Here is a 20,689-nt window from a genome sequence, read left to right on the forward strand (position 1 = left end):
TATCTTCATGAGATAGTTGACTGACGGTTGGTAAAATTTCGCCCAGAGCCATATAGCTTATTTTGAGATGATATACGTTTAGTTTAGCTCAGTCACACATCAGCACTTTCTCATCAAGTCAGGGAATTATTTCAACACTCTTTGCAACTCAACAAACCAGATTGAGGAGTTACGATGCCGCGACTTGTTATGATGCTGGCAACACCAACAAACCTAACTACCTGGTTGTAACCAGCCTTTTACAGCCGCTTTTATAACTTTCAGATACTTGTTTTCTAGAATAAACTCATCAATTGCTGCTTCACTACTTGCCTGTAACGCACCAACTACACGAAGCTTGAAGCTAGGAGTGGTTTCATCATTGATGTAAGCAATTTGTTGAGACTCGGTGACAGTTGGATTAGTTTGCTCCAACTGCTTAAGAAGTTGTTGAATTTTTGCTGCTGCATCAGCCAAAGTCTTCTTTTGCTCAGACTGGAAGAAAGTATTATTATCTGATCGGGCATATTTACTTACAGCACCAGCCTGACCAACATTGTACGTATCTCCTTCATTGGCATCTAAATTTAGCATTCTCAATCTTCTTTGGATTATGTTTGTAATTTACAGTATCTGTATGATTGTTAAATTCAAGCTTGATAGTTGCCTATTTATAAGGTAAATAACGACAGCTTAGTTTCTATACAATATTAAGCTGAACTATTTTAAAAAGAAATAAAAATTAATTTTGTTCGTGTTTGATTACTATATTAGTTGGTACTTTACTCAATAAGTTGGTATTATCTTCATTAGATTACACAGATACACTTATCCATTTGGAAAAACGCAAATCTAACAAGAGGTTTGCGACTAACTTTGGCGTCAGGATTTATTAGTTTTTAATATGAGTTATTAAAAACTAGCTATTTAGTAGCGTTTGGTAAGGAGTTGAAGGTTTAACGATAGAACCGTTTTTATTTTTTCCTAACAGAATCTATTGTCAAATTGCTCAGTTTTGGCGATAACGATACTAATTTTTGGTGAGCAAAAAGCTTTCAGCTAAACAATCTAGTTTTTTCAATATTCAATAGTAAACGGAGAAATGTTTTATGCGTTTTACCCGCACGATACCCATTGCGTCTTTAATGCTATCGATACTGGTTTTATGGCAGCCTACTTTACTTAAGGAATATTGCAAGTATTACCATCCGCTCACTTAAATGATTTCTCTAGCGGTAGCAATACCAATTGGAAAAAAGAAAGCGACAAATTGGCAAAGTTATATTGGACTCGCAGTTGAGGATACCAGCGTTCGGTAGCTCTTGCCCATAGTGAAATCACAGGGGCATAACCAGCAATCACAACGGTGTTGTGAAGTGTGTCGAGATTATCGTCTAAAAGACGGACTCGAATTTTATTTGTACCTGTGCAAGTCTCACCCTCACCGTCAGCCGGAATCATATCTTGGCGAAAAGCATCCTTGCCAATTAAGGGATAAGCTATCCATTGTCCTCCCACACGAGCCATGCTAACTCGTAGTTGCTGACCATTAGGAACGGGTTTAGCAAGAACTGCTTCAATTTCAGGTAAATCCCGCTCTAACCAGAATAGATCCTCAACTTGACAGCCAAGCGCTTTGGCCAAGCGAAGTGTGATGGCTACTGAGGGAGCATATAGTCCCGACTCTACACCACTAATAGTCTGACGAGTCACACTAGTGATGTTAGCCAAATCTTGTTGGCTCATGCCTAAGCGAGTTCTAATCGACTTCAAGTTATTACGGAGGTCACTATCCTGCTTCATTGGCTTTGTCTCTTGGTTTCAAAAAGCCGTAGCGGATTTAAACATTGCATCTGCTAAGGCGAAAGTGTAGTCTTTGAGTTTATATCATTTCTCTTTGAAGACTTTTTGTGCTTTCGCTGTCTTGATTCCCCTATAAAAAGACTATCACAGAAATTGCCAATTTGCTTGCGAAACGCAAAAATAATTTGCGGTTGGTTGCTTTTTAGTTGCTATTATGGCTCAAAAGCCCCAAATTTCGATAAACAGAGCATTTGTCTAGCAGGAAATTTATACCAATTAAATTGGTATAAAGTAGTATTCAATACAGTAATACAGTTAAGTTAAGTATTTCTTTCTTCTCTCGATGCTCTCTGTGGTAGCCTGTGGCAAGCCCTGACGCTTCTTTATTGCTCCTGAGTAGAGCGACAAAACTTACTGGAATCATAGTTTAATTAGCGATCGCACACCCCCTCTTAAAAACCTACCGTGTACACACAAGTCTTGAAATCCCACCTAAAACTTACTTTCGGTTGCCTTAGCCCTAAAAATTAGCGGGATAAATGGAGTTTCCAGTTGCCCAATATTTGGGTATTTATGGGGCTGGAAGGGTTGGAACCCTTGCGGACTATACTTGTGTGTACACCGTAGTTCTTAAAAACAGGAGGCGGTTGTTCTTTAAACAGGAATATCTTCCTTAAGTATTAGTCCTCACCATAAGGGAGAACAGTAATTTTATGATAGGTAATTAGACACACTGTCGATAACTTGATTTAAAAAACAGTGGAAGTGAATAATCCCCCACTTCCCCATCCCCAATTTTTCTGATGATGGCGATGAAAATTGCTTGCGCCTAAAAAATGGTAGTGGTGTTTCCTCATCACCAATTATATGCTGAGAAGATAGTCAATAGTTAACTATCAAGTTCCTCATCTGCACTTTATGGTAGGTGTCAAATTCACTGAATTGAATAAAACTTCTACATAAACACACACTGATGCAGCTTGATTTGCTTGAATAGCTATATTGATAGGACATTGATACGAGAGCAATTCAAAATCCTGATTATGGCAAGTAAATTTATTGATGTTAGGGAATATACTGTCAGGGCGCACAAAAGACAGATTCATACTCGTGTTTTCCAGTTTGTCTGTAAAGAGTGTAACGATCTGACAAAGCGCGAGACTTTTGGGCCTCGACCCTTATATTGTGAGAGATGTCGCCCTCCCCAAGCGCCCAAGAAATCCCAGCCAGCATCTCACAAAGCAAAACCCAGAGCAATGTCTTACAAAAGTGACATCGATTTAAATTAATTGAAGCCTTATGACTCAAAATGGACAATTAGAACCACCTCCAGGTACTTTTCTCTCACCACTGTTGGAATTACGAGACTATTATGCCCGCCTCACAGAAGAGTATGAACGCCTCTTTGTGCAGGCGCGATCGCAGCTCGATCATGTAGAAGCGTTGTTGTCTAACTGGTCTTATTCTGATAGCAGCAAGCAGATATCAAGTTTGACGGCGGCTGATGAAACCTCAAATGTTTCCCAAGAAGGCTCTTTGCGGTTTTTATCACCTCTTGACGACATCGACGAAATCAACTTGGTGGAGTCTGTACAGTCAGAACTTGCAGACAAAGACTTGGTTGAGATCGATAATTCTTTTTCTGCTGCTGTTGATACAAAAGAGAGTCAACCTTCAACGACATCGCCAGATCCAAAGATCGCCCTAGAGAACAACGATAGTTCAATGAAGGTGGCCGAAATCCCTATGCTACCCCAGTACAATCATGCTGTTTCACGAATGGAAGCGATAAAACAGCTATTGCAAGAGCAAATAGGTACTGTGTGTCATATCGATTTTATCGTGCGATCGCTTTATGGAGAGTTAGATTCCAATCTATTCAAAGTAGTTAAAGGTCGGGTTCAATCTTCCCTGACCCAAGGCAGGGAAAGGAATTACTGGGTAACTATTCCTGATGAGCCAGGTTGTTATACTCTGGATTTAAGTTTGGTAGCTCCAAGTAACCGGAATGGTGCTTCTAGGAGCATCAAAAACAAAAACAAGAAGCCTTTTGTGCCCCCGACAAAAGCAGTACCGATGCTCAAAGCCTTTGAGGGTCAATTCTTAATTGATGCCCTCACCTCTCTGTTTGAAGAAAATCAAGGTAAAGTTTTCAGCGTTGCTGAAGTCATCGCCGGAATTTATGGAGAACTAGATTCTCAGCAACTTCGAGAGGTCAAAAATAAGGTGCTGAATGAATTATCTAGAGGCTATCGAACAGGCAGATTCTCTAGGGTTCCTAACCAAATTGGCTTCTATACTTGGGACTCCAATATGATATTGGAGGGTAGTTCTCGTTAGATTGGGCATTGGGCATTGGGCATTGGGCATGATCTATTAGTTCTTCTCCCTCATCTCCCCCTGCTCCTCCTGCCCCCTGCCCCCTTGCCTCTTCCCCACTCCCTATCCCAAAAACAGCTTGTATGCCGGATTCTTATTCTCATCCCAATAGCGATAGCCCAGATTATCGAGAAAAGCTTGCCACTCTTCCATCTCGTGCGGGGGAACCTGAATACCAACAACGATTCGACCGTAGTCTGACCCGTTGTTGCGGTAGTGAAAAAGACTAATATTCCAGTTGGGACTCATAGAAGTAACAAACTTCATCAATGCGCCAGGACGTTCGGGAAACTCAAAACGGTAGAGCAATTCATTATGAGCTAAGGGAGAGTGCCCACCTACCATGTGCCGCAGATGTAATTTAGTTAGTTCGTCATCTGTTAAATCAAGAGTTTCAAATCCTTGAGCTTCAAAGTTTTCTACCATCTTGGCAGCATCAGCACGATTTTGAATTTGCACACCGACAAAAATATGGGCTGTTTTTTCATCAGCAATGCGATAATTAAACTCGGTAAGATTACGATTGCCAATACATTCACAAAACTGGCGAATACTTCCCCGTTCCTCTGGAATTGTGACTGCAAAGATGGCTTCGCGGCGTTCGCCGAACTCTGCCCGTTCTGCCACAAAGCGGAGGCGATCAAAATTCATGTTTGCACCACAGGCTATAGCAATTAAGGTTTGTCCCTCGATTTGCTCTCGTTCTGTGTATGCTTTAGCAGCTGCGATCGCTAATGCACCGGCTGGTTCTAAAATTGATCGTGTATCTTCAAACACGTCTTTAATCGCAGCACAAGTATCATCTGTATCCACCAGAATAATTTCATCTACATACTGCTGACACAAACGGAAGGTTTCTTCACCTACTTCTCGCACCGCCACACCATCAGCAAATAACCCTACTTGAGACAAACGCACCCGATGTCCGGCTTTTAGCGATTGAGACATTGCATCAGCATCTACTGGCTCAACACCAATAATCTTGATTTCGGGACGCAAGCGTTTTACATAAGCCCCAATCCCAGAAATTAATCCACCCCCTCCAATCGCTACAAAAATCGCATGGATGGGTTGCTGATATTGTCGTAAAATCTCCATCCCAATTGTCCCCTGTCCAGCAATGACATGAGGATCATCAAAAGGATGAATAAACGTCAAACCTTTTTCTATTTCTAATTCACGGGCATAGCTATAAGCATCGTCGTAGGTGTTTCCATGTAAGACAACTGCTCCGCCCCTCATTCTAACCGCGTCCACCTTGACTTGGGGTGTGGTTACTGGCATAACAATAATCGCTTTGGTTCCTAAGCGATTGGCTGCAAGGGCGACTCCCTGAGCATGATTCCCCGCAGAGGCGGCAATTACACCCTGCGCTAATATATCTGGTGGCAGTTGCACCATTTTGTTATAAGCACCCCGCAGTTTAAAGGAAAATACTGACTGCATATCCTCACGTTTCAGCAGCAGTTGATTATTCAGCCGCGCAGACAAATTTGGGGCATACTCCAGTGGTGTTTCCTGGGCAACATCATACACACGGGCAGTCAAGATTTGGATGAGGTAGTCGCAAAACATGGGCGTCAAGGTGTTAGCAAATGCCGGATGGAAACTAATTTTACGTTACAAGCGAGCGCACTGGTTTTATTTAATTGCACTCTCTCAAAGTTTTGAGTGAATAAAATTTACAAATTACTACTGTTTGAAGAGAAATAAGTACAGTAATTTAATTTTTTTAGTGACCTAAAATTCAGTGCGATCGCTGGTAGATTTATTTTAAAAGAGTTTCGCTAACTGTCCGAGTATTTAGATCAAGAGATAAGTATAGTGTTGCTTATGAATATAACTTCTTAATTTATGTTAAAGTATGCGTGAAAGATTAAATTCGGCCGTGTAGTTTGTTTTTATATATACTTGTATTACAGACCTCTCCGGATCTAAATCTCTACAGCCCCTGATTCTGGAGACATTCTATGTCAATTTACGTCGGTAACCTATCTTATGAGGTTAAAGAAGATGACCTCCGGCAAGTCTTTGCAGAATACGGAACGGTAAAAAATGTTCAATTGCCTATCGACCGAGAAACAGGTCGGATGAGAGGTTTCGGCTTTGTAGAGATGGAATCAGACGCACAAGAAACAGCAGCGATTGAGGCGCTTGATACTGCTGAGTGGATGGGGCGGAGCTTAAAAGTTAATAAAGCCAAGCCCAAAACAGACGGAGGTTCCTCTGGCGGTAGACGAGGTGATGGTGGTTCCTCTCGTCGCTATTAAGGTTTAAAACTAAGAATCTAACTCTAAAGTCTTGAGGGCAGACAAGGCGTCTGCCTTTTTTTGTGCTTTGGTTGATAGGTTTCTCTTGGATTCATGACTAATGATTTTCGCGTTGCGGTTTGATAATAACTATCTCTTATGAAGCCATGCGCTCGTTTTTGTAATAGGTGTAGTAACCATGAACCCAGAAGCTAAACATATTGTTAGCGAACTAAGGCGTGAGTTCTACTCTAACTTTGCTGCTGCTATGAATTTGCCGGTGAGCATAACTGGTACATCTTATAGTAGTAATTCTCCGATCGCATCTTGGATGGATCATAGGCAGAGACTGAACTATCTAAATGTATACGCTTATACAGCACCTGATGAATTTGTCCCATTCCGTCCATTCATTCTTCGACTCGCTATTAACAAAAGTGCCGGTAGAATCACGACGTTCAAAAAAGGACAAGTCTGCCGAGGCCTCAATTTGATGTGGGACTTTGAGTTAACTGTACTACCAAAAGAAATTTTAGATTTTCTTCCCTGGATAGTTAATTTAGTTGAGTCTCATGACAAAGGTTCGTCCTTGTTGCTACAATTACCACCCCATTCATTTGAATTAGAAGTGCCAGAAGTCAGGTTATTTAATAACGCATGGACTCAGAAAGCTTGGCTCCTTGCAAATTCCCCAATAGACTTATCCGAAATATAATCTGCGTGCATAAAAAGTGATAGAACGTAAATTTGAACGTCTACCATTTGTCTATCATAATGAAAAATCCTACAACTTTAATATTTGCCTATATATTCTACATATACAGCAATCCTATTTGATTGCGTAAAAAAATATAAGTATATATAGGGTACGTTAGTACGGAGTCCGTAACGCACCAAAATCTTCAGACGGTACCGTACTTTCGTCTAACACAACGCCAGTGACGCGTCTGGGGATTTAACCCCAACACAAAACTTGCGTGATTTTTGAACCGGGGTACTTAAACTCACGGAACTTGTTAAATCTAAAAAATTTTTAAATTTCAATAACTTGTTCCTATCTTCAAAATGATGCAATTAATACATTTTTTGTGTAAAAATGGTTTCTAAGTACTACACAATTTCCAACTTGACATGCCAGGCTATGCATATCAAATGCGTAGGTAAATAAATCAATGTCTACTCTCCAAAAACTATCATTAGCCTTAGTTGGAACAGCAGTTATTTTCATGAGTGCTAACCCTGCTGGCGCTGTTAGCCTGACTAAAGGAAATTCCACATCTGTTCCAGGAGAAGGTCAAAAGACTAATACTCCAGGAGCTACAACAATCGACTTCAATTCAAAGACAGCAACTGATTTAAAAGGATTTGCTACTTACTCTGGAAGCAATGGAATAGTCCAAGGAAGTGTAACTAATCAATATGCTACCCCCTTGGGTGATAACAGCTATTACCTAACAGTTGCGCCCTCAGGTCTTCAAAATATTCCAGGAAGTGGTAATGAAACTATTACCTTTGCTAATCCTATTGATTACTTTGGCTTTTACTGGGGGTCTATAGACGCATATAACTATGTTTCGGTTTATAGTGGAAGTAATCTAATAGCAACATTTAATGGCAGTTCTGTTCCAGGTGCTTCAGCTGATGGTAATCAGACTAGTCCTACAAATAATGTCTATGTTAATTTGTTAGCAAATACTAGTATAGGAGAGACTTTTGATAAAGTAGTTTTCAGTACAACTGGTCTTGCATTTGAAACTGATAACCATAGTTACAAGCTAGCTAGTGTCCCTGAACCAACTGCAATATTAGGCTTGTTAGCGTTCGGTGTTGTGAGTGCTGGTTCATTTCTGAAACGGAAATCAAAGATAGTTTAAAATAATCTCTTCGTGTCGGTTTAAGAAATAACAATATCCCTCTCGTTTTAAGATATAAAACCCAGCACTTTTTGCTGGGTTTTAATTTTGATATCATCAAAAAAAGCGAAGACGCAAAAATTAGTAATTCAATTCAACGAAAATCGGCGGGAATCCCATACCTTATGCCTGATAATTAATAAGGCAATCTACAGAGAGCAAAGATGCAGACTCTCCAAAAACTCTCCCTCCCAAGTATGGGCTGCGGGACTTGGGCCTGGGGCAACCAACTGCTTTGGGGATATGACGAAAGTATGGATGACCAGTTGCAAGCGTTGTTTAACCTTTGTGTAAGCAACGGTGTGACTTTATTTGATACAGGTGATTCTTACGGAACTGGGAGATTGAATGGTCGCAGTGAACTACTTCTGGGACGATTCAGCCAAGAATATGTAGGTTTAGGCAAAGAAAATATTTGTATTGCGACTAAGCTTGCTGCTTACCCGTGGAGATGGACACCTAAATCAATGGTAGAGGCTTGTAAGTCATCTGCCCAACGTCTGGGAAGAAACGTAGATTTGGTACAGATGCATTGGTCTACAGCGAATTATGCTCCTTGGCAAGAGGCAGGACTGTTAGATGGTCTTGCTGATTTGTATGAGCAAAGACTAGTTAAGGCAGTGGGACTATCTAATTATGGGCCTAAACGGCTTAAGCAAGTGCAGAGAAAGTTTGCTGAACAAGGCGTTCCTATTAGGACTTTGCAAGTTCAATACTCTTTGTTGTCTACATATCCTGTTACCCAACTAAAGCTCAAAGACCTTTGTGATGAGTTGGGAATAAAACTTATTGCCTACAGCCCTCTGGCTTTGGGGCTATTGACAGGAAAATACTCTGAGCAAGGCCCTTTGCCCAAAGGTATCCGAGGTCTGCTGTTTAGGCAGATATTACCAGGAATGCGATCGCTTTTGGCATGTTTACAAGAGGTGGCACAGTCCAGAAACAAAACTATGTCTCAGGTAGCAATTAATTGGTGCATCTGTAAAGGAACCATCCCTATCCCTGGAGCAAAGAGCGTGGAACAGGCAAGGGAGAATATTGGTGCATTGGGTTGGCAATTAGACGCCACTGAGATTGCTGAGTTGGATAAAGCGGCAGCAAATGCGGACAAAAAAATGGTACAAAATATATTTCAAACTAAGTAAAATTTCAACGTTGCTGAATTTGATAGGACTTATGCAAAAACCCTCTAAAACTCTCATTCCTTCATGACCTCTGCGCCCTCGGTGGTAGCCTGCGGCAAGCCTCTGATGCTCCTTCTCTGCGAGACGCTACGCGAACGTCGCTACCGCTTCGCTAATGCGTCTACGTTTTCCGTTACCCGTGCGTAAGTCCTATTTGAATATGAATCATTATTATCGTTAGTTACTGTCTAGCAAAAGCCAAGTCACTTTCAATTAACTTAGCACCTGTGAGATTAGCCCCACTCAAATTGCAGAAGTGAAAATTTGCCCCTCTGAGGTCAGCTAGCGATAGATTAGCTCCTGTTAAATCTGCATTAATAAGGTTAACTTCACTTAAGTTAGCGCTACTTAGGTTAGCCCCCCTCATATCTGCTAATTGCAGGTTTGCTCCCTTTAGGTTTGCCCTCATTAGGTATGCCTTACTCAAGTTGGCTGCACTTAAATTAGCTTCACTTAGGTCTGCTGCTGTTAAATCAGCTTTATTTAGATTGGCTTGACTGAGGTCTGCCCAACTCAACTTCGCATAACTTAGATTAATTTCATTCAGTTTTGCTGATGGAAGTACTGCATACCTCAAATTAGCATTAATAAAAATTTTTTCTCCCATTGCATAACGGCGTAAAATTTCATCAGTTGCTATTCTGTCTAAAACAGCTTTTGATGCGCCTTGATAACACCATCTAGCTTCTAATAGTTTGGTAACAGTATTAACAGCTACCTCATCACATTTAGCTATTATCACACCATTGCAGCCATCCCACTGACCGTTAAGCATAAAGGCAATTTCACTAGCGGCAGCAATTGAGTCAAATAGTAAAATAGATTCTTTGTGCCCTTTTAACCAGCTATTCCAACCAATCGAGATAATATTTTTCATTTCTATAAGTTCTGGCGCGTTAAGTGACGATTACGGCTCTAACTTCAAGATATTCATAAATGCTTACTCTATCGAGTTAGTTCTACCAGACACAAGTACAAAAAACTGGACTTCGTTTTTCCAGGCTCCTCTATTATGCGCCAGCTAGTAACAGAGCGCTGCACAAAGACTTACAATATTGATGCAGCCTATCTACAGCGCCCAGTCACTAAGGACTTACAACCGGATTAGGTATAAACTCTGCAAGAACTAAGTCTAAGCAGCTGAGTCTGAGCGTTCTATTTGCTGGCGAATGGTTTCAATAGAAGCATTAATGCCAGCCAGTCTGGACTCTAAATCATCTCGCATCCAAATCAAGAATTTTAATTTCCGCTCTAAGCCAGCTTTGCGCGAAATGGGTTCGCTTCCATAACAGGCATTACCCCAAAAAGGAAACATAGTTTACCTCTGTATTTAGCTTTTGTAACAGCGCGATATATTGCACTACTACACTACATTATGACGAATCACAATCAGACTGGTGTGTGTAGCAACCGACCTAAATTTGACGTGCTTAACGAACTTTGCTAAAAGTTATCCATTCAACTGGCAGAGTTTCCCATACTGCCATCTATAAAATGTGATGAGGGACGATGGCATATCTGCCCACCGTAGACATCGCAACCCATCAAATGGGAACCCTATTATATAATTGCGTTCCTCACCGCCATGAAATTATTGAATTTTTTTAAGTCCAAACTAGCTATTACAGCCTTAGCGATGCCTGCGGCGGTAAACTACGCAGTAAGCATCACTGTGATTGTCATTGATGTACATTCTTTTGGTTCAAATCCCCCCATTGTCAAGAGTAGAATTACTCAGCCTCAAATAAATATTCAACTTGTTCATACACTGACTGGACATAAAAAAGCGATTTTTGGTGTTCCAGCAATTGCCATTAGCCCCGATGGGCAAACCCTGATTAGTGGAGGTAGAGATGATACAATTAAAACCTGGAATCTACGTACTGGAAAATTGCTGCGTAGTTTAGATGCTCACTCAGATGGTGTTACATCAATTGCTATTAGTCCAGATGGCAAACTGATTGTAAGTGGTGGGATAACTACCCCAACAATGAAGGTTTGGGATTTACGCACTCAATTAATGCTTAACGTCGAAAGTGAACATACCCAGCCAGTAGAAACCGTTGCTATTAGTTCAGATGGTAGATTGATTGCTAGTGGCAGTGACGATCGCACAATCAAACTTTGGGATTTACACACACTTAAGCTGCTTGATACAATTGCTGCACACTCAGGCTTTGTGAGTAAGGTTGCAATTAGCCCTGATATGCAAACCCTTGTAAGTGCTGGGGGTAGTGGCGATGACAATACAATTAGGCTTATTAATCTGCAAACTAAAAAAACACGCCATATTCTCAAAGGACACAAAACCGGAATTGATGCTATTGCCATTACTCCAGATAGCAAAAAGCTCGTCACTGGGAGTTTTGGTCAACTAGTTTCTCGAAATCGTGCAATTAGCACTCTAAAGTTATGGAATCTTCAAACTGGAAAATTGCTGCATGAGTTTCCTGACAATTTTAGTTCAGTTGAATCTCTTACCATCAGCCCCGATGGAAAAATTCTGATCTGCGGTAATTTTGATGGCAGTATTAAACTGTGGAGTTTAGAGACTTTAAAACTCTTGTACACCTTTCAGGATGATTCCAGTTCCGTTTTAGCGCTTGCTCTTAGCCCAAATGGTAAAACCCTCGCTACTAGCAATGAGGATGGCACTATCCATATTTGGCAAATTAACTAACTGCATTAATTATAATACCAATTCTGTATGAAGATGCACATAATCAGTCCCCCCAAAACATCGGGGGGATGGCGTAGCCGGGGGGTAAATATATGCAGCTTCACAAAGGAACGGTATAAGATGGTGAATTAGGCTAAAGCCGTAACACACCCTACTTTAGTTTTACTTACTATTTTGATTGTCGTGCCGATTTGGGCGGTGTTCGGTGTGCGCCAAAATACTTCTCACTGCGATAGCGCAGCCAGACGCGCAACACTTGCGGAATCTGCTCTTTTTGTTCTTTGCTCAGTGTATTGTAAAGGAAGATTGCGCGATCGCGCTCACCCCGACAGGCAGCATTGTTGTGAGCATCCCAATAGCTACGGGCTACCCGAATCCGCCGACAGACTTCCTTAATTAGCGCTTCTCCTGTGAGTGGAGCGTCCTGGTTTGCCATACTCAGATGCGATAAATTTCTAATGCGATCGTAGCGAGTCAGCCTCATTCTCACAGTTACAACCCAAGCAAGTCAAACCTGCAACTCGATTTAACTAGACTTTAGACACAGACTGCAAAAGGAACTTAGCAATTAAATCCTGTAAAGACATAAATTTCTTCACTCCTAAGTATGGTGATTATCCATATTGTTTCGTCTTTAAAAGAGATTGATGCTCGCTAGAATAATTTATGCGTATTCATCATCTTAATTGCGGTTGTATGTGCCCGATTGGTGGCGCACTCTTCGACGGTTTTAGTCGTGGGCTAACAGCCTGTCTCGTCTGTCACTGTCTGCTCATTGAGACAAATCAGGGACTCGTTCTCATAGATACAGGCTTCGGTCAGCGCGATGTCAAAGCGCCATTATCAAGACTCAGCCCGTTCTTCATGAATTTAAATCGTATCAAGTTTGAAGAAAAATACACGGCGGTTGCAGCTATTGAGCGACTCGGCTTGAACCCGCGCGATGTCCGCCATATAGTGCTTACTCACCTCGATTTTGACCATGCAGGCGGGTTGGAAGATTTTCCTGAAGCAACCGTGCATGTAATGCTCAGTGAGATTGAAGCAGCCAAGGAACGGCAAGGCTTTGTCTCATCTCGACGTTACCGCCCTGGCCAGTGGGACGAAGTGAAAAATTGGAAGTATTATTCGGCTGGTGGTGAACCTTGGTTTGGCTTTGAGGCAGTACGTAACCTCGAAGGACTACCACCCGAAATTCTCCTGATACCGCTTGTTGGTCACACACGGGGTCATGCAGGTATCGCTATTGACACATCCGAAGGTTGGCTCTTACATGCAGGCGATGCTTACTTTTACCGACACGAAATCGGCTCTCCTAAACGAGTTTGCACACCTGGTCTACGTGCCTACCAGTCGTTCATGGAGGTAGACCGCAAGGCTCGACTTAATAATCAAGAAAAGTTACGGGCGTTATCGCTCGACCACAGTAGTGAAGTGCGCCTCTTTTGTAGCCATGATGCAATCGAGTTCAAAACCTTCGCTGACCAAGATAATTCGCAATTGCAGAAAGATCATTTGCGCTCTACAGCTTCCAATTAGCTCAAAAAATCAATGCATCTCAACGGAATTATGCGGTTTTTAAGGTTCTGCTGAGATGCGTTGATGAGTTTTAATTCAAAGTAAAATATCTTACTTAAGCTTGTCAAGCTTTTAATATCTGCTCAAGTGGATTTCGATAAGCATTAAGAGCAAGAAACAGCAGAGTCTTTGCTACAGGCGATGCCTGCGGCGGGCTACTTCTACGCAAAATTTCAGAAACCACTTTTACTCTACAACGTGAATCGAAATGAAAAAATGTTGAGCAGATTTTCTTCAGATTTTCTTTATTCACTCAATGTTGCATTTTTTTTAACATCTGTTACATTACTTTACAGACACTTACAACTGCTACAACACTTGAACTTTGGAGTTTTACTGATGACAGGTTTTAAGAATCCTGCGCCTATTGTTTCAGAAGATCCTAATGCTGTGCGTTTTGGCTTCACTCCTCAGAGTGAAAACTGGAACGGTCGTCTTGCGATGATTGGTTTTTTATCTGCGATTTTGATTGAAGCTTTTTCTGGTCAAGGCTTACTGCATTTCTGGGGCATTCTCTAAATTGATGCTAGGAGGGTAGCACGGGTGTGCTACTCTTAACTGCTCAGTCCATGCAAATAATTCGTTTCTAAGGGACTTCCAGAAAATAAATTATCCAATTTACTCAGATAATATTTTTCTTTCTCCCCCTGCCCCCTGCCCCTCTGCCTACACCGCAATAGGTTGGAAGTCTTTAACCTATCGTGGTTGTTGCAATTGGTGCAAAATATTAGATTTTTCCGGTTGAGTCAAAATATAAGTGAATAATTACTTTACATTGAATATGTATAGCTAAAACTCATGGAAATACCCCAACGCGTATCAGTCCGCTACAAAGACGCGTCCTTCAACAGTAATGAAATCCGTTTGAGAACTTTTCGGCTTGGGTTACAAATATGGGAAGAACAAACCAAACCTAGAAAAACAGAGCTTTATCAGTTTATATCGTCGTGCTTGAAACAAGTTGACCGTCAAGATCGTTTTATGTTTTCTCTCCTGTTCATAGAATTAACAGACCTCATACGCAATTCTTCACTAGAAAGGGGGACGAAAGAGGTTTTGATTAAAACAGCTTTTAGGGAGTTTGCTTGTGCAATAACAGACTTTGAAGACGTTGGTAAGTAAGGTTGGTTATGAGGGTGCTGGTATTGCGTAAGCGTAGCCTAACCCAGGCATCGCCCTGAAGTCAGCTAACCTATAGGATATTTATAAGTAAGCAGCTTTCCCATCAGATTAGTTTTTTCGCTGAATGCGCGGATGGGTAGGTGTTAGGGAAGGAGTGATGCAAAAAATGGCTGAATTGCCCTATATGCAATCACTTGAGAGCGTAAGCATTCCTAAACCATCCGCGCACCTTATGGGGACTAGTTTTCAGCCATTTGCCTCTAGCCAAATTACAACTCCTCGTGCTATGATTTTTGCATTCGCGCAACCGAACCTTGAAAACCAAATAGAGCAAGACTTTCAGAAGCCAGCCATTGCAATTACCTAAAATCCCTATTAGGGATTGAAACGCGTTTTCCGAGGCTACCCCCTGAAAGCAACCCCACATTGCAATTACCTAAAATCCCTATTAGGGATTGAAACGATAATGAAGGGGAAGCAATGAGAGTGATAAAAATTGCAATTACCTAAAATCCCTATTAGGGATTGAAACTTGGGAGGGATGCTTTCGTGGCTGATAGGTGGCTATTGCAATTACCTAAAATCCCTATTAGGGATTGAAACGGAATAGTCGTAAAGCTTTGATCAATTACAGACTTATTGCAATTACCTAAAATCCCTATTAGGGATTGAAACTTAAAGCTGTAGAGGAATCTTTAGGTCAAACGTTTTATTGCAATTACCTAAAATCCCTATTAGGGATTGAAACATAACACTCTAAACCCTGGAAATCCGGACAAAAATAAAATTGCAATTACCTAAAATCCCTATTAGGGATTGAAACATCATCTATACCATAAACAGCAAAATCATAACTATATTGCAATTACCTAAAATCCCTATTAGGGATTGAAACTATTTAATTATGACACTCTCAATGATTAAAGAGCAAATTGCAATTACCTAAAATCCCTATTAGGGATTGAAACTTAAGAGCATTTTTAGTACATTTGAACTACAATTTATTGCAATTACCTAAAATCCCTATTAGGGATTGAAACCTCATCATGTTGGTAGCAATCTCTTCACTGCCGCCGTAAATTGCAATTACCTAAAATCCCTATTAGGGATTGAAACATAAATCTTAACAAGCCGTAACGTAGCTTGCTTAGATTGCAATTACCTAAAATCCCTATTAGGGATTGAAACAAGAGTTTGATGTGGACAAGCCTATATATACTCGCATTGCAATTACCTAAAATCCCTATTAGGGATTGAAACATGCGATCGCATCCTATCAATAAAGTAAAATCCGCACGATGCAGGGACTACAGGCTGACTCTAAGCAGCTATTAATATAGCAATCCTAATTTGAGTTGCGAAAAATATAGATTAGGAAACGAACCGCCTTTCCTTCTCTTCGAGAGGCTGCGCCAACGGAACGCTACGCGAACGCGCAGCGTCTCGAAGAGAAGGACGCAAAGCAAAGATAGAAGAAAGAGAGATATAATTTGCACGAATGATTTAGGACTGCTATACAAGATCAACTAAGATACTTTCGGTTGTTGCCATAGGATGAGTTTCAATTCAGAGCAGTAGCAACCCCCACCACTAATTTCTCCTTCGTGGTCAGCTAGCCAATCATAAATTAGTGTAGCTTTTGCTAATGCCACTTTTTCTGATCGATAAAGCCGAGGAGTAGGGCAGTAGGCTTGGCCATTGATGTGTATAGCTGCAATTTGCCAATAATCGCTCTCTGGTACAACTTCTAAAAACCCGTTACTGTAAGGCTGGATTATTCCTATATTCATCTACAACCATCAAACTTTAAAATGAAGACCATAACAAAGTCGATACCAGCCAATTCTTCAGAGTCAAAGCTGGAATCACCAGGGAATGCAGTAGCAACCCCTGCTAATGATTGTCGGTTCGTAGTCAATGAAAATCTGAATGATTAGTCACTTTTTGGCTTGATTGCGTTATTATCAGCAAGAATGGCAAGATAAATAGACACAAACTGGGCTAAATTACTGAAAAATTGAGTCTAAAGCCTTACCCTAAAGAATTCAAGCGAGTCAAAATTGCCATTGCAGCGATCGCAATCTCCAACTTATGCTTTTACCCTGATGCGATCGCAATAAATGGGGAAACCACAGTCTGGCGTATAGCTGACGGCACCAAACGAAGGATTTTGAAACCTAAATTTTTAAACTTTCAGTTACCCTGAATGACTCAAGTATGGTTACACTACCGACATAGTAATAACTGTTGGTGTACCGAGCGATGTATAGAAATGCTAAAAGATTGACTGCTATTTTTCTGTTGGTTTTTCTGTTGGTTGTTACTATCAACTTTGCAGGAATTGCTCAAGATAGTTCAGATGGCCCTGGTGTAAATTTTGCCCCTCAGCTATGTTCAGTACCTCCTGGACTGAGAACTCAACAAGTCATTGCCGACAATCGTAGTAACCAAGTTAAAATGGGCGATCGCATTAGGATAAAAGTTGAAGGATTATCAGCAGCGACCAGAAATGCAACGGCTAATGCCACCAATTCATTTGATCCTCGACAATTAGTCTTGTACCTGGATGGCTATGAACTAGAGGATGTCCACGGAGAACCAGTCATCGTTAAGGTTGTGGGTAAAGATCAAAAGACAGTTCTTGAGGATGATTGGTTAGCCTTTCGACTTGAGCGCACCGACTCGTCTCAAGCTGCATGGAATGAGCTTCTTGGTAGCAGATACAGTATTAACGTGATAGCGGGAGTAGGCTGTCCCAAAAAGCTTGCAATTCCAGTGAGCGATGGTTTCCCACCTCCTCAATTAACAATAGTTCTGTTTTCGTGGCGATTTTGGCTGTGTCTGCTTCTACTTGTGGCTGTTGTATTAATGTTCATTAGGTATTGCCGAAACACTCTTCGTAGCTCTGGAATAGAAGGGGTTTACTCTCAAAGAGAGGTGATTGGTGGACAGGAACTGGTGATCGCAGAAAAGGCTGATCTTAAAAACGAATATCGTCAAAGCCGAATTGCTCAAATTTTTCTTGGCAGAAAAAAATTGAACAGAAACCCATTCAGTCTATCGATATCTCAACTTGCTTTTTGGACATTTCTAATTTTTGGTGCTTACCTGATTATCTACGGCATAACAGGAGACTATACCAATATTTTGACTCAACAATCACTAATATTATTGGGAATCAATTCTGTAACTACCGTTGGTACTTCGTTAATTGATGGGCAGGGGAATGAGAATAAGAAAAAAGGTAGTCAACGCGTTTCTGAAGGTTTTTTCTACGATATATTATCGGACATTAATGGAGTCAACTTTCATCGGTTCCAAACATTTATTTGGACAGTTGCGCTCGGACTATTCTTTGTTTGGGAAGTCCTTAAAAATCTGGCAATGCCGGAATTTGATGAAACACTTCTTACACTACAAGGAATCAGTGCCGCAACATATCTTGGGCTTAGAGGGCAAGAGCAGCATGGTATGATAAAAGAGCCAGAATCTACATCCATAGAAGATAATTCATCTGCACAACCGCTTCCACCAGAACAAGCCAATCCACCACAGAGCGATTCATCGATTTCTGCTCCCTAAATTCTAGACGTTGAATCTTTGGTTGCGTACCCGCTCAATCTAGGCGATCGCACCCGCACTATCTTGTTATCCCTTTCTTTATGAAGCTGCGCCAAATCTCTTAATTTCTTATTTATTGGCGTACTTGGCGCTCTCGCGTTTGCGTCTACGTTCTTTATTTCTTGCACTATCGGCGCATCTTCATACAGAATTGGGATCAAATATATGCAATTTTACAAATTGGCCAAGCTCCTACTCATATCAATGGTGCAATTAATTGCCCAGAAAATATTATTCCCCTGCTCCAGCCGCCTCATTCACCTAAACTTAATCCAATAGAAAGACTTTGGCAGTTTCTCAAAAAAGCTTCATATAAAATTGGTATTAGTTCAGTTTTTAATAGCCCAATACGCTTGGGTTAAGCATTTCTTACTTCTCTCTGTGTTCTCTGCACCTTGGCGGTAGCCTGCGGCAAGTCTTATTTATAAAGATTTCAGCCTGCCAATGCTGCTCACTTTTAAGCTGTTGCGCCTTTAATTTGCACTAATATTTTTTCAAGATGATTGTGGGGTGGGCATCCTGCCCACCCTGATAATGCAAGTTATATACGTAACAGCTTATGAAGTATGTCCCACTAGTCACACTTTTGACATAACTTTGCAATACCTTTGTCATTTAGATAGGTTTTACTTAACCTTACGTCAATGTCAATGTAAGTAATTTTGATGAATGAAACCTCTATAGGCTGGCTCAGTATGCTTATACGGCTCATAGAGAGTCTCATTCGTTTTTCACCTTGTCGAAATATGCCTTTATTAAGGAGTGATAAATGCTAGCCAGATTTTCGCGTGTTTTCAACGATAGTTCCAGAAACGTTAGACGTAAAGTTATCAACATCTATGCGTTCTTGATTAGCGTGAATATTTTGGTCTGGGTAGTTGCCCTCATTGCATTTCACAGCTACCCCCTTCTGCTTGGCACTGCCGTATTAGCTTATAGCTTTGGTCTACGCCATGCTGTAGATGCCGATCACATCGCCGCGATTGACAATGTTACCCGTAAATTGATGCAGCAGAACAAACGACCTGTTTCTGTTGGGTTTTTCTTCTCTCTAGGTCATTCCACCGTTGTAATTGTCGCCTCTATTGCGATCGCTTTAACCACTACAACCATCCATAATAACTTTCCCAGTTTTGAAAAGGTTGGAGGGCTAATTAGCAGTACCGTTTCTGCACTTTTCCTACTAGCAATTGCAGTAATCAATATGGTGGTGCTGTGGGATGTTTATAAGACCTTCCAAACCGTCAAGCGAGGAGGAATCTATGATGAGCAATCCTTAGATGAATTTTTGAACCAACGTGGGCTACTCGGTCGCATCTTCCGTCCTTTGTTTCGGTTGATAGATAGTAGCTGGCAAATGTTTCCTTTAGGTTTCCTTTTTGGCTTAGGCTTCGACACGGCCACAGAGGTAGCACTGCTGGGGATTTCTGCGAATCAAGCAGCTAAAGGTCTGCCTATCTGGTCGATCCTATTATTTCCAGCTTTGTTCACCGCAGGTATGTCCTTAGTTGACACCACTGACGGCATTTTAATGCTTGGTGCTTATGGCTGGGCTTACGTCAAACCAATCCGCAAGCTCTACTACAACATGACCATCACTTTTGTTTCTGTACTAGTTGCTGTAATCATTGGCGGAATTGAGGCTCTAAATATTATTGGCGATCAGTTACAACTGAAAAGTCCGTTTTGGGATTTCATTAGTCAACTAGGTGATAACTTTGGCACAATTGGTTACTTAATCATTGCCATCTTTGTATTTAGTTGGTTACTTTCGACCATCATCTATAAAGTCAATAAGTATGATGAGTTGGAAGTTACTAGTATTACAACCGCTAAAGATAAGAGAAATAGACATTGAGCTTATTATATGGGCGACATGAAAGTTGTACATTATGACAGCTTTTATAGAAATAAATCCTTATCACAGAGCTTTTTAACGTGGGGTAAAAATTATTAGCGCAGATGCTCATTATACCAATGCTGATTTAGATGCAGTCCCAATTATTGAACAGGATGTGGTGCGAGTTAGTCACCGTGATGAAGTGGATGATTTGGTGAGAAAAGGCAAAGATTTGGAGAGAGTTGTATGGGAGCATCCCATTTTTGCAAAGACATTAGATAGCAAGTTGACCATTGAGGTAGGCACAGCGAAGTTGTAGTATGGACGGCACATTGGCAGGA

Annotated in this window: 20 protein-coding genes, 2 pseudogenes and 1 CRISPR repeat array; of the genes and pseudogenes, 15 read left to right on the plus strand and 7 right to left on the minus strand. The window is 41.1% G+C overall.

Annotated features, from left to right (window positions below):
• Nucleotides 1-213 precede the first annotated feature (213 nt).
• Nucleotides 214-573, minus strand: coding sequence for a hypothetical protein (locus tag V7K25_RS02425; protein WP_335154742.1), 360 nt, complete (start codon nt 571-573; stop codon nt 214-216).
• Nucleotides 574-1,248: 675 nt separating this feature from the next.
• Nucleotides 1,249-1,782 (minus strand): annotated as a pseudogene (locus tag V7K25_RS02430) (helix-turn-helix domain-containing protein); the annotation flags it as partial.
• 1,043 nt (nt 1,783-2,825) lie between these two features.
• Between V7K25_RS02430 and V7K25_RS02435 the strand changes: the two are divergent.
• Together V7K25_RS02435 and V7K25_RS02440 are read left to right on the plus strand one after the other, a co-directional pair.
• The gene (locus tag V7K25_RS02435) at nt 2,826-3,071 is read left to right on the plus strand and encodes a hypothetical protein (RefSeq protein ID WP_094352238.1); all 246 of its coding nucleotides are present in this window, start codon (nt 2,826-2,828) and stop codon (nt 3,069-3,071) included.
• A gap of 10 nt (nt 3,072-3,081) precedes the next feature.
• Nucleotides 3,082-4,122 (plus strand): hypothetical protein, encoded by a 1,041-nt coding sequence (locus tag V7K25_RS02440; protein WP_335154744.1) that lies wholly within the window; start codon nt 3,082-3,084, stop codon nt 4,120-4,122.
• A gap of 102 nt (nt 4,123-4,224) precedes the next feature.
• Here the strand turns inward: V7K25_RS02440 and ilvA are convergent, their stop codons facing one another.
• Nucleotides 4,225-5,736 carry a threonine ammonia-lyase, biosynthetic gene (gene ilvA / locus V7K25_RS02445; protein ID WP_335154746.1) on the minus strand — a complete coding sequence of 504 codons (1,512 nt, stop codon included), beginning with the start codon at nt 5,734-5,736 and terminating at the stop codon, nt 4,225-4,227.
• Between the two features lie 395 nt (nt 5,737-6,131).
• On the opposite strand from ilvA, the gene V7K25_RS02450 reads away from it, so the two are divergent.
• The 4 genes from V7K25_RS02450 (at nt 6,132) to V7K25_RS02465 (ending at nt 9,468) form a co-directional block, all read left to right on the plus strand.
• Nucleotides 6,132-6,431 carry an RNA recognition motif domain-containing protein gene (locus V7K25_RS02450; RefSeq protein WP_229499645.1) on the plus strand — a complete coding sequence of 100 codons (300 nt, stop codon included), beginning with the start codon at nt 6,132-6,134 and terminating at the stop codon, nt 6,429-6,431.
• Nucleotides 6,432-6,609: 178 nt separating this feature from the next.
• Nucleotides 6,610-7,125 carry a hypothetical protein gene (locus tag V7K25_RS02455; protein ID WP_335154749.1) on the plus strand — a complete coding sequence of 172 codons (516 nt, stop codon included), beginning with the start codon at nt 6,610-6,612 and terminating at the stop codon, nt 7,123-7,125.
• Between the two features lie 457 nt (nt 7,126-7,582).
• Nucleotides 7,583-8,284 carry an Npun_F0296 family exosortase-dependent surface protein gene (locus tag V7K25_RS02460; protein WP_335154751.1) on the plus strand — a complete coding sequence of 234 codons (702 nt, stop codon included), beginning with the start codon at nt 7,583-7,585 and terminating at the stop codon, nt 8,282-8,284.
• Nucleotides 8,285-8,487: 203 nt separating this feature from the next.
• Nucleotides 8,488-9,468: an aldo/keto reductase gene (locus tag V7K25_RS02465; protein WP_335154753.1), complete on the plus strand. Its 981-nt coding sequence runs from the start codon at nt 8,488-8,490 to the stop codon at nt 9,466-9,468.
• Nucleotides 9,469-9,688: 220 nt separating this feature from the next.
• Here the strand turns inward: V7K25_RS02465 and V7K25_RS02470 are convergent, their stop codons facing one another.
• Both V7K25_RS02470 and V7K25_RS02475 read right to left on the minus strand, forming a co-directional pair.
• Nucleotides 9,689-10,384, minus strand: coding sequence for a pentapeptide repeat-containing protein (locus V7K25_RS02470; protein WP_335154755.1), 696 nt, complete (start codon nt 10,382-10,384; stop codon nt 9,689-9,691).
• Nucleotides 10,385-10,639: 255 nt separating this feature from the next.
• A complete protein-coding gene (locus V7K25_RS02475) occupies nt 10,640-10,822 on the minus strand; it encodes a hypothetical protein (protein ID WP_109007232.1) in 183 nt (60 codons plus the stop codon).
• A 270-nt stretch (nt 10,823-11,092) separates the two neighbouring features.
• On the opposite strand from V7K25_RS02475, the gene V7K25_RS02480 reads away from it, so the two are divergent.
• The gene (locus V7K25_RS02480) at nt 11,093-12,187 is read left to right on the plus strand and encodes a WD40 repeat domain-containing protein (RefSeq protein WP_335154757.1); all 1,095 of its coding nucleotides are present in this window, start codon (nt 11,093-11,095) and stop codon (nt 12,185-12,187) included.
• A gap of 169 nt (nt 12,188-12,356) precedes the next feature.
• Here V7K25_RS02480 and V7K25_RS02485 read toward each other — a convergent pair whose 3' ends face one another.
• Nucleotides 12,357-12,623, minus strand: a complete 267-nt coding sequence (locus V7K25_RS02485; RefSeq protein WP_335154770.1) for a Precorrin-3B methylase — start codon at nt 12,621-12,623, stop codon at nt 12,357-12,359.
• 230 nt (nt 12,624-12,853) lie between these two features.
• On the opposite strand from V7K25_RS02485, the gene V7K25_RS02490 reads away from it, so the two are divergent.
• The 3 genes from V7K25_RS02490 (at nt 12,854) to V7K25_RS02500 (ending at nt 14,887) form a co-directional block, all read left to right on the plus strand.
• Nucleotides 12,854-13,726: an MBL fold metallo-hydrolase gene (locus V7K25_RS02490; RefSeq protein ID WP_335154759.1), complete on the plus strand. Its 873-nt coding sequence runs from the start codon at nt 12,854-12,856 to the stop codon at nt 13,724-13,726.
• Nucleotides 13,727-14,104: 378 nt separating this feature from the next.
• Complete coding sequence (locus V7K25_RS02495) at nt 14,105-14,284, plus strand: chlorophyll a/b-binding protein (RefSeq protein ID WP_012407782.1); 180 nt, start codon at nt 14,105-14,107, stop codon at nt 14,282-14,284.
• 279 nt (nt 14,285-14,563) lie between these two features.
• The gene (locus V7K25_RS02500) at nt 14,564-14,887 is read left to right on the plus strand and encodes a hypothetical protein (RefSeq protein WP_265274625.1); all 324 of its coding nucleotides are present in this window, start codon (nt 14,564-14,566) and stop codon (nt 14,885-14,887) included.
• 352 nt (nt 14,888-15,239) lie between these two features.
• A CRISPR array of direct repeats spans nt 15,240-16,147; the repeat unit is 37 nt; unit sequence ATTGCAATTACCTAAAATCCCTATTAGGGATTGAAAC.
• Nucleotides 16,148-16,413: 266 nt separating this feature from the next.
• On the opposite strand, the gene V7K25_RS02505 is transcribed toward V7K25_RS02500, so the two are convergent.
• Complete coding sequence (locus V7K25_RS02505; protein ID WP_335154761.1) at nt 16,414-16,677, minus strand: hypothetical protein; 264 nt, start codon at nt 16,675-16,677, stop codon at nt 16,414-16,416.
• A 21-nt stretch (nt 16,678-16,698) separates the two neighbouring features.
• Here V7K25_RS02505 and V7K25_RS02510 point away from each other — a divergent pair, with 21 nt between their 5' ends.
• The 5 genes and pseudogenes from V7K25_RS02510 to V7K25_RS02530 all read left to right on the plus strand — a co-directional run.
• On the plus strand, nt 16,699-16,824 hold the full coding sequence (locus V7K25_RS02510; RefSeq protein ID WP_335154763.1) for a hypothetical protein: 126 nt from the start codon (nt 16,699-16,701) through the stop codon (nt 16,822-16,824).
• A gap of 80 nt (nt 16,825-16,904) precedes the next feature.
• Nucleotides 16,905-17,093, plus strand: a complete 189-nt coding sequence (locus tag V7K25_RS02515) for a hypothetical protein (protein WP_335154764.1) — start codon at nt 16,905-16,907, stop codon at nt 17,091-17,093.
• A 77-nt stretch (nt 17,094-17,170) separates the two neighbouring features.
• Complete coding sequence (locus V7K25_RS02520) at nt 17,171-18,469, plus strand: hypothetical protein (protein WP_335154766.1); 1,299 nt, start codon at nt 17,171-17,173, stop codon at nt 18,467-18,469.
• A gap of 808 nt (nt 18,470-19,277) precedes the next feature.
• Complete coding sequence (locus V7K25_RS02525) at nt 19,278-20,366, plus strand: HoxN/HupN/NixA family nickel/cobalt transporter (RefSeq protein WP_335154768.1); 1,089 nt, start codon at nt 19,278-19,280, stop codon at nt 20,364-20,366.
• A 40-nt stretch (nt 20,367-20,406) separates the two neighbouring features.
• A pseudogene (locus V7K25_RS02530) lies at nt 20,407-20,595 on the plus strand (formyltransferase family protein); the annotation flags it as partial.
• Between the last annotated feature and the right edge of the window lie 94 nt (nt 20,596-20,689).

Source organism: Nostoc sp., assembly GCF_036919495.1.
GTDB lineage: Bacteria > Cyanobacteriota > Cyanobacteriia > Cyanobacteriales > Nostocaceae > Nostoc.

Bases quoted from the DNA above. Each gene is read 5' to 3' on its own strand.
- V7K25_RS02435 (WP_094352238.1), top strand. From the start codon at position 2,826: ATGGCAAGTAAATTTATTGATGTTAGGGAATATACTGTCAGGGCGCAC.
- V7K25_RS02490 (WP_335154759.1), top strand. From the start codon at position 12,854: ATGCGTATTCATCATCTTAATTGCGGTTGTATGTGCCCGATTGGTGGC.
- V7K25_RS02475 (WP_109007232.1), bottom strand. From the start codon at position 10,822: ATGTTTCCTTTTTGGGGTAATGCCTGTTATGGAAGCGAACCCATTTCG.
- V7K25_RS02500 (WP_265274625.1), top strand. From the start codon at position 14,564: ATGGAAATACCCCAACGCGTATCAGTCCGCTACAAAGACGCGTCCTTC.
- ilvA (WP_335154746.1), bottom strand. From the start codon at position 5,736: ATGTTTTGCGACTACCTCATCCAAATCTTGACTGCCCGTGTGTATGAT.
- V7K25_RS02525 (WP_335154768.1), top strand. From the start codon at position 19,278: ATGCTAGCCAGATTTTCGCGTGTTTTCAACGATAGTTCCAGAAACGTT.
- V7K25_RS02470 (WP_335154755.1), bottom strand. From the start codon at position 10,384: ATGAAAAATATTATCTCGATTGGTTGGAATAGCTGGTTAAAAGGGCAC.
- V7K25_RS02450 (WP_229499645.1), top strand. From the start codon at position 6,132: ATGTCAATTTACGTCGGTAACCTATCTTATGAGGTTAAAGAAGATGAC.
- V7K25_RS02465 (WP_335154753.1), top strand. From the start codon at position 8,488: ATGCAGACTCTCCAAAAACTCTCCCTCCCAAGTATGGGCTGCGGGACT.
- V7K25_RS02485 (WP_335154770.1), bottom strand. From the start codon at position 12,623: ATGGCAAACCAGGACGCTCCACTCACAGGAGAAGCGCTAATTAAGGAA.
- V7K25_RS02425 (WP_335154742.1), bottom strand. From the start codon at position 573: ATGCTAAATTTAGATGCCAATGAAGGAGATACGTACAATGTTGGTCAG.
- V7K25_RS02455 (WP_335154749.1), top strand. From the start codon at position 6,610: ATGAACCCAGAAGCTAAACATATTGTTAGCGAACTAAGGCGTGAGTTC.
- V7K25_RS02505 (WP_335154761.1), bottom strand. From the start codon at position 16,677: ATGAATATAGGAATAATCCAGCCTTACAGTAACGGGTTTTTAGAAGTT.
- V7K25_RS02440 (WP_335154744.1), top strand. From the start codon at position 3,082: ATGACTCAAAATGGACAATTAGAACCACCTCCAGGTACTTTTCTCTCA.
- V7K25_RS02460 (WP_335154751.1), top strand. From the start codon at position 7,583: ATGTCTACTCTCCAAAAACTATCATTAGCCTTAGTTGGAACAGCAGTT.
- V7K25_RS02495 (WP_012407782.1), top strand. From the start codon at position 14,105: ATGACAGGTTTTAAGAATCCTGCGCCTATTGTTTCAGAAGATCCTAAT.
- V7K25_RS02510 (WP_335154763.1), top strand. From the start codon at position 16,699: ATGAAGACCATAACAAAGTCGATACCAGCCAATTCTTCAGAGTCAAAG.
- V7K25_RS02480 (WP_335154757.1), top strand. From the start codon at position 11,093: ATGAAATTATTGAATTTTTTTAAGTCCAAACTAGCTATTACAGCCTTA.